Origin of the sequence: Pontibacter virosus (assembly GCF_003096355.1) — a bacterium.
Lineage (GTDB): Bacteria > Bacteroidota > Bacteroidia > Cytophagales > Hymenobacteraceae > Pontibacter > Pontibacter virosus.
The window spans coordinates 33,909-47,708 of record NZ_QEKI01000012.1; the positions used below are offsets into that span (position 1 = coordinate 33,909).

Annotated in this window: 15 protein-coding genes; 7 read left to right on the forward strand and 8 right to left on the reverse strand. The window is 50.1% G+C overall.

The genetic code is table 11. The features are described 5' to 3' along the window. Positions 1–12: 12 nt before the first annotated feature. From prmA to uvrA, 4 genes are all read right to left on the reverse strand, one after another. Positions 13–843 (reverse strand): 50S ribosomal protein L11 methyltransferase, encoded by an 831-nt coding sequence (gene prmA / locus C8E01_RS15745; RefSeq protein ID WP_116544420.1) that lies wholly within the window; start codon positions 841–843, stop codon positions 13–15. 9 nt (positions 844–852) lie between these two features. Continuing rightward, the gene (locus C8E01_RS15750) at positions 853–1,224 is read right to left on the reverse strand and encodes a hypothetical protein (RefSeq protein ID WP_165820667.1); all 372 of its coding nucleotides are present in this window, start codon (positions 1,222–1,224) and stop codon (positions 853–855) included. Positions 1,225–1,316: 92 nt separating this feature from the next. Next, a complete protein-coding gene (gene tpiA / locus C8E01_RS15755; protein WP_116544421.1) occupies positions 1,317–2,078 on the reverse strand; it encodes a triose-phosphate isomerase in 762 nt (253 codons plus the stop codon). Positions 2,079–2,214: 136 nt separating this feature from the next. After that, positions 2,215–5,022 carry an excinuclease ABC subunit UvrA gene (gene uvrA / locus C8E01_RS15760; RefSeq protein ID WP_116544422.1) on the reverse strand — a complete coding sequence of 936 codons (2,808 nt, stop codon included), beginning with the start codon at positions 5,020–5,022 and terminating at the stop codon, positions 2,215–2,217. 361 nt (positions 5,023–5,383) lie between these two features. On the opposite strand from uvrA, the gene C8E01_RS15765 reads away from it, so the two are divergent. After that, positions 5,384–5,506 carry a 30S ribosomal protein THX gene (locus C8E01_RS15765; protein ID WP_116544423.1) on the forward strand — a complete coding sequence of 41 codons (123 nt, stop codon included), beginning with the start codon at positions 5,384–5,386 and terminating at the stop codon, positions 5,504–5,506. Positions 5,507–5,569: 63 nt separating this feature from the next. Here the strand turns inward: C8E01_RS15765 and C8E01_RS15770 are convergent, their stop codons facing one another. Next, positions 5,570–6,838: an MFS transporter gene (locus C8E01_RS15770; protein WP_116544424.1), complete on the reverse strand. Its 1,269-nt coding sequence runs from the start codon at positions 6,836–6,838 to the stop codon at positions 5,570–5,572. A gap of 515 nt (positions 6,839–7,353) precedes the next feature. Between C8E01_RS15770 and C8E01_RS15775 the strand changes: the two genes are divergently transcribed. The 5 genes from C8E01_RS15775 to nth all read left to right on the forward strand — a co-directional run bounded on the left by C8E01_RS15775 (position 7,354) and on the right by nth (position 10,139). Further along, positions 7,354–7,689 carry a hypothetical protein gene (locus tag C8E01_RS15775; protein ID WP_116544425.1) on the forward strand — a complete coding sequence of 112 codons (336 nt, stop codon included), beginning with the start codon at positions 7,354–7,356 and terminating at the stop codon, positions 7,687–7,689. Positions 7,690–7,848: 159 nt separating this feature from the next. Then, positions 7,849–8,238, forward strand: coding sequence for a group III truncated hemoglobin (locus C8E01_RS15780; protein WP_116544426.1), 390 nt, complete (start codon positions 7,849–7,851; stop codon positions 8,236–8,238). A gap of 387 nt (positions 8,239–8,625) precedes the next feature. Continuing rightward, a complete protein-coding gene (locus tag C8E01_RS15785; protein WP_007655595.1) occupies positions 8,626–9,228 on the forward strand; it encodes an RNA polymerase sigma factor in 603 nt (200 codons plus the stop codon). Next, positions 9,203–9,433 carry a hypothetical protein gene (locus C8E01_RS15790; protein WP_116544427.1) on the forward strand — a complete coding sequence of 77 codons (231 nt, stop codon included), beginning with the start codon at positions 9,203–9,205 and terminating at the stop codon, positions 9,431–9,433. The genes C8E01_RS15785 and C8E01_RS15790 overlap by 26 nt, the downstream gene beginning before the upstream one ends. A gap of 19 nt (positions 9,434–9,452) precedes the next feature. Continuing rightward, the gene (nth, locus tag C8E01_RS15795; protein WP_116544428.1) at positions 9,453–10,139 is read left to right on the forward strand and encodes an endonuclease III; all 687 of its coding nucleotides are present in this window, start codon (positions 9,453–9,455) and stop codon (positions 10,137–10,139) included. Positions 10,140–10,207: 68 nt separating this feature from the next. On the opposite strand, the gene C8E01_RS15800 is transcribed toward nth, so the two are convergent. Next, positions 10,208–10,732 carry a DUF4890 domain-containing protein gene (locus tag C8E01_RS15800; RefSeq protein ID WP_116544429.1) on the reverse strand — a complete coding sequence of 175 codons (525 nt, stop codon included), beginning with the start codon at positions 10,730–10,732 and terminating at the stop codon, positions 10,208–10,210. Between the two features lie 383 nt (positions 10,733–11,115). On the opposite strand from C8E01_RS15800, the gene C8E01_RS15805 reads away from it, so the two are divergent. Beyond that, on the forward strand, positions 11,116–11,514 hold the full coding sequence (locus C8E01_RS15805; RefSeq protein ID WP_243409622.1) for a hypothetical protein: 399 nt from the start codon (positions 11,116–11,118) through the stop codon (positions 11,512–11,514). A 3-nt stretch (positions 11,515–11,517) separates the two neighbouring features. On the opposite strand, the gene C8E01_RS15810 is transcribed toward C8E01_RS15805, so the two are convergent. Together C8E01_RS15810 and gldB are read right to left on the reverse strand one after the other, a co-directional pair. Next, positions 11,518–12,720, reverse strand: coding sequence for a glycosyltransferase family 4 protein (locus C8E01_RS15810; protein WP_116544431.1), 1,203 nt, complete (start codon positions 12,718–12,720; stop codon positions 11,518–11,520). A gap of 29 nt (positions 12,721–12,749) precedes the next feature. Beyond that, positions 12,750–13,745: a gliding motility lipoprotein GldB gene (gene gldB / locus C8E01_RS15815; RefSeq protein ID WP_243409624.1), complete on the reverse strand. Its 996-nt coding sequence runs from the start codon at positions 13,743–13,745 to the stop codon at positions 12,750–12,752. Positions 13,746–13,800 lie beyond the last annotated feature (55 nt).

The window sequence follows — 13,800 nt, forward strand, 5'->3', positions numbered from 1 at the left end:
GAAGGATTAGCATTAGCTGTTCTTAAAAATAGCCGACACCCAGTTGTTTTTGGTGCGGTGCGACACGTAGGTCAGGCTCAGTTCAGTGGCACGTTGCTGCAGTGCCGTCAGGTCTTCGGTATAGAAACCGCTCAGCAACAGCGTAGCCTCGGGCTTCAGTACCGCCACATAGGCGGGCATATCATCGAGCAGCACGTTACGGTTGATGTTAGCCAGGATAATGTCGTAGGGCTGGTCTCCCTCAATTGTCTCGGCACCGCCCAGTCGCACGTCTATACCTGCGTAGCCATTCAGTTCCGCGTTTTCACGGGCATTTTCTACCGTCCAGTCTTCTATTTCTACGGCAACGATCTCAGTTGCGCCTAACTCGCCCGCCATAATAGCCAGTATACCTGTGCCACAGCCCATGTCCAGCACGCGCTTGCTCTGGTGGTTCAGTGTCAGCTGGTTTTCGATCATGAGCGTGGTGGTCTCGTGATGACCCGTGCCGAATGACATTTTCGGATTGATCACGATATCATACTTTGCTTCGGCCGGTTTCTCGTGGAACGACGCCCTCACAGACACCTGCCCTCCGATGAAAAGCGGTTCGAAGTTGCGCTCCCATTCGGTGTTCCAGTTCTGGCGCTCGATCTTCTGTACTTGGTACTCCACGGTCGTATACCCGGCGTAGCGAGCAATCATGTTGTTCAGCTCGTGTTGGTCGAACTTGTCCTCGTCGATGTAAGCGTTAAAACCCTCCTCAGTTTCTACAAAGGCATCGAATCCCAACTCTCCCATTTCGGCAGTGAAGATGTCGGCAAAATCGGGACTTACTTTCAGGGCTACTTCTATAAAATCCATGTAATTGTATTAAGGGCGGCACGCTGCGTAGGAGCGCACGTTGGTAAAGTGTACAGTAAAATCAGCAAAATTCCGGTTATCGGTCACGTAGAGCACGTGGTCGGCAAAGGCTTTCTTGTTGGTGATGTGCCAGATGGCCGTGCCATCGGCAAAGAGCTTGTTGCTCTCGCGGTATACCACCATGGAGGCAAAGGCTTCTTCATCGCCCAGGTATACTGTGTAGGAGGCGGTGTTCTTATACCTGGGGTCGCGCTCCAGGTATACCGTACCGTAAACGCGGCAAATGTCTTTGCTGGCTACCGTTACAGGCGAGGGGGCTGCTGGCTGAGGCGCTGCCAGGTATGGGAGCAGCGAAAACCAAAAGGATATTATCAGAATCATAGGAGATAATTTAGCCAAATATAACTATATCTACAATAAAAAAGGCTGCCAACTTTTTTAGTTAGCAGCCTTTTTCCTGTGTTACCTGATTCTTAGAACGATTTAATTATGTCGGTAAAGTCGCGGGATTTAAGCGAAGCCCCTCCGATTAGGCCACCGTCCACATCTGGTTGAGAGAACAGCTCTTTTGCGTTGCCCGGGTTGCAGCTGCCGCCGTACAGGATCGAGCACTTGAAGGCCGCCTCCGCATCAAACATGCGCGAAAGCTGTTCCCGGATATAAGCGTGCATTTCCTGGGCCTGCTGGCTGCTGGCAGTTCGACCTGTGCCAATGGCCCAGATCGGCTCGTAAGCTACTACCACGTTGTCAAATTCCTCGTTGCTTAGGTAGGAAAGGCTGTCGTGCAGTTGCTTGTCCACGTAGTCGAAGTGGCGGTCGGCGTCGCGCTCCTCGAGCGGCTCGCCGCAGCAGAAGATCGGTGTTATACCTTGCGCAATGGCAGTTTTCAGTTTCTTGTAAAGTGACTGGGCATCTTCGTGGTGGTACATGCGGCGCTCACTGTGGCCAATGATCACGTACTGCACGCCTACCGACTTCAGCATGGCAGCCGACACTTCACCGGTATAGGCGCCGCTTTCGTGCTCGCTCACGTTCTGGGCAGCCAGATGCATCCGGTCGTTGCCCTGCGTTAGTTTACCCACGCTCTGCAGGAACGGGAAAGGAGGTGCCACGATCACGGTCACATCACCGTTCACTTCGTCTTTCACCATGTTGTCGATCTCCGATACCAGCGTAAGCGCTTCCTCGTAGGTCTTGTTCATTTTCCAGTTGCCGGCAACAATTCGTTTTCTCATGTTTTATAGTAGCTGTTGATTTATAGTTGATTCATACCCGTACGGCAAGTTAGTAAAATAAGGTATACCTGCCTTGCTATACCTTAAAAACAAGAGCCGCAGCAAATCCGATTGCTGCGGCTCTCACGCCTCACACTTAAAGCCTTTCCTTCAGGAATCGGGCGGTATGGTTATCTTCTAGCTTTGCCATCTCCTCCGGCGTACCTTCAAAGAGCAGGTAGCCTCCGTTGGTGCCTCCCTCCGGACCCAGATCGATGATCCAGTCGGCGGATTTGATGATGTCCATGTTGTGCTCTATGATGACCACCGTGTTTCCGTTCTCGATCAGCGCGTTGATGGACTGCAGCAGTTTGTTGATGTCGTGGAAGTGCAGGCCCGTACTCGGCTCATCAAAGATGAACAGAATGTCCTCCTGGTGTGCCTGCACGCCCTTAGTCAGGAACGACGCCAGTTTCACGCGCTGCGCCTCCCCACCCGACAAGGTGTTGCTTGACTGACCCAGGCGGATGTAGCCCAAGCCCACATCGTTCAGCGGCCTCAGTTTCTCTATAATCTTTGACTGATCGGCAAAGAACTCGATGCTATCGGCGATGGTCATATCTAGTACTTCCGAAATGCTCTTCTCCTTATACTTGATATCGAGCACGTCCTGCTTAAAGCGATGTCCGTTGCAGCTCTCGCAAGTCAGGTAAATGTCGGCCATGAACTGCATCTCGATCTTTACCTGGCCTTCGCCCTGGCACACCTCGCAGCGACCACCCTCGATGTTGAAGGAGAAATGCGAGGGCTTAAACCCGCGCGACTTGGCCAGCGGCTGGTCAGCGTAAAGCGAACGGATGGCATCGTAGGCCTTCACATAGGTTACCGGGTTGGAGCGCGACGACTTACCGATCGGGTTCTGGTCCACAAACTCCACGTGCCGGATTTTGTTGTAGTCACCGGCCAGTTTGTCGAATTTACCTGTGGCTTCGGCTGTATTGCCGTGCAGCTTCATCATGGCCGGAGCCAGTATCTTTTTGATCAGGGTAGACTTGCCGGAGCCGCTCACGCCTGTTACAACGGTCATCACGCCCAACGGAACTTTCACGCTCAGGTTTTTGAGGTTGTTCTCGCGGGCGCCCTGTATCTCGATGGCATTGCGCCACTTGCGACGCTGCGCCGGCACCGATACCTCCATCTCGCCGCTCAGGTATTTGGCAGTATAGGTATCAGCTGTTTGGGTCATTTCTTCAAGCGTACCCTGGAACATCAGGTTGCCTCCACCCGAGCCAGCTTCCGGACCAATGTCGATTAGTTGGTCAGCGGCACGCATCATTTCTTCTTCGTGCTCCACCACAATCACGGTGTTGCCCATTTTTTGTAAAGTGCGTAACACACCGATCAGCTGCTCGGAGTCCTTCGGGTGCAAACCGATGCTCGGTTCATCCAGGATGTACATGGAGCCTACCAGGGCACTCCCCAGCGAAGTCGCCAAGTTGATACGCTGGCTTTCACCACCTGACAAAGTATTGGAAAGTCGGTTGAGCGTCAGGTAACCCAGGCCCACCCGCACCAGGTAGCCCAGGCGGTTTGTCACTTCGGTCACTAGTCGCTCAGCTACATTGCGCTCGTGCTCAGTCAGTTGCATCTGTTCAAAAAATGCAAGCGACTGAGTGATCGGCATCAGCACCAGATCGGTGATGCTTTTGTCATTGATCTTCACGTAGCTGGCATCCTTACGCAGTCGGGAGCCTTTGCAGTCGGGGCAGGTGGTGCGGCCACGGTAGCGCGACAGCATTACGCGGTACTGGATTTTGTGCGTCTGCGATTGGAGGTGCTTAAAGAAGTCGTTCAGGCCTTCGAAGTACTTGTTGCCAGTCCACAGCAATTCCTGCTCTTTCTCAGAAAGCTCGTTGTAAGGGCGGTGAATCGGGAAGTCGAAGCGGATGCCGTTCTTCACAAGCGGTTTCAGCCAATCGTTCATTTTCTCTGATCGCCAAGGAGCGACAGCTCCTTCGTATACCGTCAGGCTCTTGTCAGGTATAACCAGATCGGGATCTATACCTAGCACGCTGCCAAAGCCCTCGCAGGTCTGGCAGGCGCCGTAAGGGTTGTTGAAGCTGAAGAAGTTAACCGACGGCTCCTCGAACACCATCCCATCCAGCTCAAAACGGTCGGAGAACACGCGCTCCTCGCCATCGCCATATTTCACGCGGCACTCCCCATGGCCTTCGAAAAATGCGGTTTGCACCGAGTCGGCAATCCGGAAAGCCAGGTCTTCGTCTGATTTATAGATGATGGCGCGGTCCACAAGGATGTATACTTCCTTGCCCAGCTTGGGCTTTTTCTCTTCGAGCAACTCCTCGATAAAGTATACCTGCCCGTCGGCGTAGATGCGCGAGTAGCCTTTCTGCAGCAATAGGTCCAGTTCTTTGGCCAGCGTGCGATCTTTGTGCAGTTGCAGCGGCGCCAGGATCATCACACGGGCTTCGTCCTCCATCGAGAAGATGAAATCCACCACATCGGCCACACTATCTTTCTGCACCACCTCCCCTGAAACAGGTGAGTACGTTTTGCCGATGCGCGCGTAGAGCAGCTTCAGGTAATCGTAGATTTCAGTGCTAGTGCCCACCGTCGAGCGGTTGTTCTTGATGCTCACCTTCTGCTCGATGGCAATGGCCGGGCTAATGCCTTTGATGTAGTCCACGTCAGGCTTGTCCATACGGCCCAGAAACTGGCGGGCATAGGAGCTCAGGCTCTCCACATACATGCGCTGCCCCTCGGCATACAAGGTGTCGAAAGCCAAGGATGACTTACCGGAGCCGGAAAGGCCGGTAACGACGATGAACTTGTTGCGCGGCAAAGCCACACTGAGATTTTTGAGATTGTGCACGCGAGCGCCTTTGATGATGATGTGCTGGCGCGGATCGAGTGTATCGAGGTTATTTTCGGACGTGTTAGCCATAGAGTATAGCGCAGGCAGGTTAAAGCCCACGCATGACGAACTTATTTTAATAAGATGTAAAGATACAAATACCCTGTCGCATTCAGAAGGCTTTTTACCCCTTGGCGCTATACCTGGCAATTGGCCAAAGCATACAACACGGCATCCTTTTGAAACACCCGCGGCCATAAAAAGGTTTAGCTCCCTCTTACTATTTACAAGTATAGATCATTGACAGGTATAAGCCCCCCTAACTCCACATTCGCAACATAGTCAGGTATAGCAAAACCTAACCAGACGTAAACTTCAAACCAGATCTAAACTGCAGCCCCCTACTTACGTATGTATGGGTTACGATCTACAACCAATAAACTAACGCAACATGGGAAAAGGAGATAAAAAATCGAAGAAAGGCAAAATCGTGAAAGGCACTTATGGCAACAGCCGCCCAAGACAGGCGACCAAAAGAAAAGTCGCCGAGAAGAAAGAGGCTGCTGCCAAGTAGCCTCGTCACCCTACCACATCAGCAGTCCCATGTTTCGTCTAGCGGAGCATGGGACTGCCTTTTTCAGACGGCCTCCATCTCAGGCGTCAGGTCCAGCTTGCGCAGCTTGTCTGCTTTCAGGGCCGTCACTCCTACGACCAGTAGCGTCACGACACCGCCCAGCACTACAGAGGGTACCGCGCCCATCACCTTGGCCATCGTTCCCGCCCGGAAGGCACCTATCTCATTTGACGAACCGATGAAAATGCTGTTCACCGAGGAAACACGGCCTTTCATGTACTCCGGCGTGAGGGTATGAAGCAATGTGGAACGGATAATCACACTAATACTGTCGAAGGCACCGCTCAGCACCAGCAACACCAGTGAGAGCCAGAAGCTGGTGGAGAGCCCAAAGAAAATCAAACTTAATCCGAAGCCCGCCACGCACCAGAGCATGATTTTCCCGGCTTTCAGGGTAATGGGATAGTAAGCCATCCAGACGGCCATCGCCACCGAGCCAACGGCAGGCGCCGCCCGCAGGAAGCCGAGTCCCTGTGGCCCCACTAACAGAATGTCAGAGGCAAATACAGGCAACAGCGCCACTGCTCCCCCAAACAGCACCGCGAACATGTCCAGGGAGATGGCGTTCAGGATAACCTGGTTGCCGAACACGAACCGTATACCTGAGCGCAGACTCTCCATCATATTCTGCGGATTAATATTCTCAGGAAGCGCCTTCCCGCCGATCAGCACGAAAGCGGTGAACGACAGCAGCACCAGCAGGGCATCCAGGGCGTAAGCCGCTGTGATCCCGTAAAAGCCATATACCAGCCCACCCAAAGCCGGGCCCACCAGCGAGGCGGCCTGCCAGGTGGTACTGCTCCAGGTAATGGCATTGGCGTAGAGTTGTTTGTCGGCCACCAGTTGAGGCATAAACGAAAATACGGCCGGCCCCATGAAGCCGCGGGCTATGCCACTGATGAAAATGACCGCGTAAATAGGCAATACGCCATACAGGGGCAGCACACGACTCATATCCAAGGTAAAATACAGAAGTGCCAGCGAACAAAGCAGGAGCACAGCCACTACTGTCACAATAATCCGCTTGCGTGGCACCGTGTCTGCCAGGTAGCCGGCGTACAGCGACACGAATATAGAAGGTATGGCCTCCGCCAGCCCAATCAGGCCCAAAGAGAAGACGTCGTCGGTGATAGCATAGATTTGCCAACCCACGACGACGGCCTGGATTTGCATGGCCAGCGTGATGCACAGTCGCGCTGATATGTACAGCCTGAACTCCGGCAGTCGAAGTACAGCATAGGGGTCATGCCTGCGTGCTGACTTAGCGTCCATTTCCCTTTCTCCTCCACGAATAGGTATTCATAACCACAAAGCTACACCTTAGTGCGCATACCTGTAGAACGCTTTATTAAATAAACCGCTGTTTTCCGTTGTGCGTTAATTGGCGGTAGCTTTGCCTGCCGGAATCTTCGGATCATCCTGTGAGAGGCGATTCTTTATCCTCAATCCACCTAAGAAGTTGAATGTGTACAGCTTCTGGATATACCGCAAAAGACTGAGTATTTATACCATATAAAATTTTTTAGAATTTTAGGTCTAAAACTGTAACACTCACTCCTATATAGAAGTATAATTTTTTAAGGAGCGGCCACCCCCTCAATTAGCAGCCGCCTCCTGCATGCCAGCCCTATCCGACCTGTGCCCACGCATGCTTCCGGTGCTAACAACGCCATATTATTCTTTTATTAACAATCCTTTTATGGGTTAACGCAGCCAACTCAGGACCGTATCCTGGGCAAAGGAACTGCCGACTTTATCGATTATTAATATTTAAAAATATCAACATCATGGAACAACTGGACATCCGCAAATTATTGGAGAACATCGAGAAGAAGGTGTACCAGCAGGAAATCACTTCTAGCTCTGATGTTAATCAACTGATTAACACCGAAATAGCAAAGGCCATTAACCTGAACAGCAAAGTAGCTGACGGAAATAGCCTGCAGTTTCAGAATATATCCTGCACCACCATTGAGTGCTATCTGGAGCACCTCAAAGCCGTGGAGGCCAAGCTGAAACGCCCTGCCGACATCACCGCACAGTGCAAGCCTGTAGAGGAGCGCGAGATAAACCGCCGTCTGCTTCTGATCCTGAACCGACTGAAGCGATACAACCGCGAGTAGTCAGCATTGCTAACATTATAAAACCCATCCTTCGTACAGACCAGTCGCTCTTACGAAGGATTTTTTATGCATTATAAATAACTATAGTGACCAATGTCATTTTTCCCGTGCTTCAGTGCTGGTAATTTTGTAAACCTATAAGGTTTCGATTTGCAGCAAATGAAGGAAGATATTAAAGACGAACAGGATATAAAACTGCTGGTTGACTCGTTTTACGCCAAAGTAAACGAAGACGACCTGTTGGGACCTATTTTCAATGGCTTTGCGAACGTGAACTGGGAACACCACCTCCCCATCATGTACAGTTTCTGGAGCTCAGTGCTGTTTGGCACCATGGCTTACAAAGGGCAGCCCTTCCCCAAGCATATGCGCCTGCCCATAGACAGACAGCATTTCGCTCGCTGGGTGATGCTGTTTAATGAAACTGCAGATGAGCTGTTTGAGGGTGATAAGACAAAGGAATTGAAACAGAAGGCAACCAGCATTGCGCAGGTATTTCAAATGAAAATGGGCCTACTAGGCATTATAGGTAAAGAAGTGAGCTTTTAGAGGGATTTACAAAAAATTGGAGCGGCAGTTTTATCAGGGATAGCACCCGGTGAAACTGCCGTTTTGCTTTAATAAATGCCTTGTTTGCTCCCATCTGCATTGCATTAACTCACTACTTTTCAATACTATATACTAAAATGCTATATGCTGAAAAATAAATTTAACTAAAAGCATATACGTTTACATTATCTTGCCGTATATTAGGGAACAGTAATTCTTAACTGGCATATAGCATCTTTAATATTTTTTATTAAGGACACCCGGCTAGGTTTGCACAGTCAGAATGCTTTCTCTATATTTGATTCTGCACTTCAAAATTTATTTGTTCTAACAGCTTAACGCAACAATATGATATAAAGCTCTACGTTAAACTAATGTAGCTTTACGATGAATACAACTACCCAGCTGAGCGACTCTGCTTTGGTCTCGCTCTACATCGCAGGTAACGAAAATGCGTTTGAACAGCTAGTAAACAGACACAAGAACAAAGTATTCACTACGATCTTACTGATTGTTAAAGACACGTATACCGCTGAGGACCTCATGCAGGATGCTTTTATAAAGGCGATCCATACCATGAAAGGCGGCAGGTATAACGAGGAAGGTAAGTTCTCTTCATGGATATGCCGCATTGCCCATAACCTGGCAATCGACTTTTTCCGTAAAGAGAAAAGAAGCCCGATGATCACCCTGGAGGACGGTAGTAATGTGTTCAATGCCTTGTCTTTTGCAGAAGACTCTGCTGAGTCGCAGCAAATAAAGGAGGACACCCATGCCCGACTACGCGAGCTGATCCAGACGCTGCCACAAGCGCAGCGGGAAGTACTCATGATGCGTCACTACGCTGACATGAGCTTCCAGGAGATAGCTGAAGCAACCGGTGTGAGCATCAACACAGCTTTAGGTCGTATGCGCTACGCATTGATCAACCTAAGAAAAAAGATGCTAAACAGCACCATTGCTTATGATAAAAACCTCTACTCAGAATGAGCTGATCCAGTATGTATACAACGAGTTGGCAGACCCTGCCCGCGAGCAACTGGAAACAGCATTGATGCACGACAACGAGTTAGCCGAAAGCTGCTCTGATCTCATGCTCATCCAGCGACTGCTAAACGGTGCGGCCAAAAGCCCTAGCAAGCGGTCTATCGACAACATTTTAAATTACTCAAAAAGCTTAAGTTTGCAGTCTTAACCGACTGCAAACTTTTTTTATGCGCAAACGAGAACGCTACAAGCTGCTGATCGAGCACTTTACCCAGAACTTTCCGGACCCGGAGACCGAGCTGGCCTACTCCAATCCCTACGAACTGATACTGGCTGTCGTACTCAGCGCCCAGTGTACCGATAAGCGTGTGAACATGGTAACGCCTGCCCTGTTCGAAGCATTCCCTACCCCTGAGCACCTGGCTGCGGCCAATCCAGAAGAGATCTTCCCGATTATTAGAAGCATATCATACCCGAACAACAAGGCCAAACACCTGGCTGGCCTGGGCAGAATGTTGGTGGAGCAGTTTCACGCAGAAGTGCCCAGCACAGTAGAGGAACTGGTGAAACTGCCGGGTGTAGGCCGCAAGACAGCCAACGTGATCGTGTCGGTAATTTGGAACCAACCGGCCATGGCCGTGGATACCCATGTATTTCGGGTAAGCAAGCGACTGGGGCTGGTTGATAAAAAAGCAAAGACACCGCTGGAGGTAGAAAAAGAGCTGGTAGCCAACCTGCCGCAGGAGCTGATCGCCAAAGCACATCACTGGCTTATTCTGCACGGGCGCTACATTTGCCTCGCCCGAAGGCCAAAATGTGAGGAATGTCCACTCACGCATTTCTGCGCTTTCTTTCAGAAATACTACCCCAACATACCTGACGACCCGGAAAACAAGGTCGGAGGTATAGCCTAATAAAAAAAGCGGAGGCAGACACTAAGTGGCCTGCCCCCGCTTCAACTATGGGTTTCTTAGAAAAGGGATTACTTTCCCTGCTCTTGCTTTTTGTACTCGCCTCTTTTTTGGCGTTCTCCGGATTGCTTGTGTTCACCTGATTTCAAGCCTTTCTTGCGATCTGCACGCTTCTGCTTCATCTCCTCACGGTTAGCTTCGTACTTTGCATACTGCTCTGCAGACAAAATGCTCTTTAGCTCAGTTTGCCACTTCTCGTGGTTCGCTTTTCTAGCCTCCTGCATCTGTGCTCGCAACTCCGGTGTTTTTTCTCCAGTCGCTTTGTGGCTTTCGCGCATGGCTTTCATTTCCTGCGCCTGACGCATATTCAGTTCCTGAAGTTGGTTCTTTTGTGCCGCACTCAGCTCTAGTTTCTGTGCCAATCTATCCGTTTTCATCTGAGCTATTGCCTCAGGGCTTTTTTGCACTCGGTTTTTCATGGCTCCCCGCATTTCGTTGCGCGGCTTTTGGTCTTGGGGCTTAGTAGTAGTCTGGGCGTATACGCTGCTGCCTGCAACTAACATACCTAGCGAAAGGACTGCAATTAGCTTCTTCATCTTTCTCTCCTTCTATTCTTATGGTTGGTTTGATCAGTAGCAAAGCTCATGCTTAATGTATGTGCTCCGCTATACCTACTTAATCAAAGGCTGTGCCATAAACATACTCACCATCAGTAACTCTTAACACCAGGCTATACCTGAGCTAACGCCATACCTATCGTAATACCCTTAGATCAGAAAAATTATTGGACTAAAATAAATGCTTATCCCTATATTTAACTATTCATAATTATACACTTTAAGCTTATGCAAACTTCTACCCCTTCAAATTAGTTCTATCCTTCCTGCTGCTTTTAGGCAGCCTTTCGGCCGTACAGGCTCAGACTCAATTCACTGAGCGCAAAGGAGGTCATTCGTATTCTATGGAAATACCGAGTTACATGGTCAAAACCTATGAACTGAATGATGTCGCGAGCTCGCAGTACTTTAACAAAAACAAAGAGGCCTATGCTATCGTGATCGAGGATTCTAAAGATGAGCTTGAAGTAAGAGGTATGAGATTTGAGAATGCGGTTGAATTCCTGGACAATTTTGCCGCGGACTACAAGAAGGAGGAGAAAAGACGCAAGCTGAGCAAGACAAAAGCCTTCGAATCGAACGGAAATCAGATTGCGCAAAACGAACTGAAATGGATAGATGAAGATGGCGAATTTTTTATGCTGATCACAGCTGTCGAGACAAAAACACACTTTTACAAAGTTATCTGCTGGACACTTGCCTCAAACGCTCCACAGTTAAAAGAGGACTTCAAGCACCTTTCGGCGAGTATCAAAGACTAAGAGCTATACCTTGCCTGCTACCTGCAACAAGATCTGCTCTACCTGAGCGGCAAGTTGCTGGCGATCGAACAGCTGCCGGGCAATGGACTGCCCCCTTTGCCCGGCCTGTTGCCGCTTATCATCATCTGATAGAATTTCTTTTATAGTCTGGGCCAGCAACTTGTGCTGACCAGCCGGGCAATACCAACCGCAGTCGTGCTGCTCCACAAATGTCTTTGTCCACCCTGGGTTAGTCACCAGTACGGGCACACCACATGCCAGACTATCATAAAGCTTGGCCGGTGAATTTGAGGCTAGCACAGGCAGATCGTTGAAGGTAATGAGCGCCAGGTCTGCCAGCTTGAAAAGCGTAAACACATCTGGTCGTGGCTGCGGTGGCATTAGCACCAGGTTAGGCAGGCGCAACGACAGCTTCCGAAGCTCATCATCATAATAACCTCCTCCAGCCAATACAAACACAATATCCTGCTCATTGGCCATCGCCTCAGCCGCCTGCATGATGGTGGGAATATCGTTGGCGCGACCGAAGGTACCTGCATACAGGACCACTTGCTTGCCCTCTAACTGGTATTGCCGGCGCAGCGCTGCTACCTTCTCAGGAGTGGCTGCATCGGCCATGTCAAGGTCTGTGCCGTTGAGAATGGTGGTTACTTTTTCACGCGCTATACCTAAACCGACTACATAGTCTTCCATGTCTGGTGAGAGCGTGATGATGTGGCTGGCACTCTGATAAAGGCTCTTTTCCAGTCTGAACAAGCGGCGTTTCAACCACTCTCGTTTTACGGCGCCCATCTCAATGGGGAAGCTGGGCCACAAATCCTGTACTTCAAACACCCACGGAACACCTCGCATCTTTGCGACACGGGCCGCCATCCAAGGCGTTGTAAGCGGCGTAGATACGCCCCAAACCACATCCGGCTTAGGTATAGAGAGACCTTTTGCAAGACTGTAAGCAGCAAAACCTCCATAAGATACCAGGCGTCTGCGCACGCCCATCTTGTTGCTGTAAGGTACCTCCTGCTCGTACACCTCCACCCCCTCCGGCGCCCACTTATACCTGTCCGTAATGCGAAGCTGCTTCCAGGCACTACTTGTTATCAGGCTCACTTTATGCCGTTTGGCCAGGTACTCCAGAAAGGTATAGTGCCTGCAGGTAGCAGGACAGTCCGGATTGTGATGGTGCTGGTTGAAAATAGCTATGTGCATGCGCGCAGGTATAGAGGCGAAGTATGGAACTACCGCTTCTCAGGCTTGTATTTTGATTCGTTAAATATTTTCTGATGATCGTCATCGGCCATCAGTTCCTGCAACGTTACCTTCGGATTACGCTCCATATACCTGCGCACGATCTGCCAACCCACCCAAGTACCAAGGCGACCAGGGGATGTGGCATCAATTTCTGGCGTGTTCGGCCGCTCGCCAATGTATTTGTTCACTACGAACGGGCTCTTCTCATAAAGCAGCTTTTGCTCAACAAAGTGTGCCCAGATACGGCCTTCGTTATGACGCACATCAGCCAGCTGCTGCCCGCTATATCCGATGATGGTAGAGTCTGGTGCACAGGGCATGATGGACTTCACAAAATAGTAGGCCTTACCAGTATTTACCATCTCGGCAAGGAGACTACGTTCCAGGAACTTGGTTTTATTGTAACGGTTAGACAGCAGTAGCATGGCAGCCGGCACCATGTTCGGGCGCTCATAACGCTTTAGAATATAATCGTAGGTATCCGGGCGGTAGCTGGCGTCTTTGCCGATGAAGAAGTCAATGCCGAAAACCAGTAGACTGTCTGACACAAAAAGATCCTGGTTAAGGCCAGACACATACGTTTTTACCTGCGGCTCTTTGAATTCAGGATAGTAATATTTGATATGCTTAAAGGCGGTTTCGAGCTGCTGCTTTTCCGTGGCCATGTCACCGAAGGTTGTGTCCGCCTCCTGTGCCAGCTTTTGCAACTCCGGGTTAGTAGCCAGGTTATAAAGCGCATTGACGATGGCTGAGTCAGAAGGGTAATTTTTACGCTGCAGGAACCGTTGTGCGAAAACAGGGTTGCTGTCCAGGAAAGAGGCGATATCCTGCTTGGAGTCTGCCGCAAAAAAAGGCTTCTCGAGTCGCTCTATCTCTACCGATACTGGTATGCGTTCAATTTCTTCAGGTATATCGCAGCCGGTCTTCTTCTTACAGCTAAAAAGCAATAGGATGGTTGCGAGTAATAATAATCTGTGATACATTGCCGAATATTTAATACAAAAATACAGGGTTATCCCGTATTAGAAGAAATAAACG

Excerpts from the sequence above, each read along its gene's own strand:
- prmA (WP_116544420.1), bottom strand. The coding sequence starts at position 843 with ATGGATTTTATAGAAGTAGCCCTGAAAGTAAGTCCCGATTTTGCCGAC.
- C8E01_RS15810 (WP_116544431.1), bottom strand. The coding sequence starts at position 12,720 with ATGCACATAGCTATTTTCAACCAGCACCATCACAATCCGGACTGTCCT.
- gldB (WP_243409624.1), bottom strand. The coding sequence starts at position 13,745 with ATGTATCACAGATTATTATTACTCGCAACCATCCTATTGCTTTTTAGC.
- C8E01_RS15780 (WP_116544426.1), top strand. The coding sequence starts at position 7,849 with ATGAAGGAAGATATTAAAGACGAACAGGATATAAAACTGCTGGTTGAC.
- C8E01_RS15775 (WP_116544425.1), top strand. The coding sequence starts at position 7,354 with ATGGAACAACTGGACATCCGCAAATTATTGGAGAACATCGAGAAGAAG.
- C8E01_RS15800 (WP_116544429.1), bottom strand. The coding sequence starts at position 10,732 with ATGAAGAAGCTAATTGCAGTCCTTTCGCTAGGTATGTTAGTTGCAGGC.
- nth (WP_116544428.1), top strand. The coding sequence starts at position 9,453 with ATGCGCAAACGAGAACGCTACAAGCTGCTGATCGAGCACTTTACCCAG.
- C8E01_RS15805 (WP_243409622.1), top strand. The coding sequence starts at position 11,116 with ATGGTCAAAACCTATGAACTGAATGATGTCGCGAGCTCGCAGTACTTT.
- tpiA (WP_116544421.1), bottom strand. The coding sequence starts at position 2,078 with ATGAGAAAACGAATTGTTGCCGGCAACTGGAAAATGAACAAGACCTAC.
- C8E01_RS15785 (WP_007655595.1), top strand. The coding sequence starts at position 8,626 with ATGAATACAACTACCCAGCTGAGCGACTCTGCTTTGGTCTCGCTCTAC.
- C8E01_RS15750 (WP_165820667.1), bottom strand. The coding sequence starts at position 1,224 with ATGATTCTGATAATATCCTTTTGGTTTTCGCTGCTCCCATACCTGGCA.
- C8E01_RS15770 (WP_116544424.1), bottom strand. The coding sequence starts at position 6,838 with ATGGACGCTAAGTCAGCACGCAGGCATGACCCCTATGCTGTACTTCGA.
- C8E01_RS15765 (WP_116544423.1), top strand. The coding sequence starts at position 5,384 with ATGGGAAAAGGAGATAAAAAATCGAAGAAAGGCAAAATCGTGAAAGGC.
- uvrA (WP_116544422.1), bottom strand. The coding sequence starts at position 5,022 with ATGGCTAACACGTCCGAAAATAACCTCGATACACTCGATCCGCGCCAG.
- C8E01_RS15790 (WP_116544427.1), top strand. The coding sequence starts at position 9,203 with ATGATAAAAACCTCTACTCAGAATGAGCTGATCCAGTATGTATACAAC.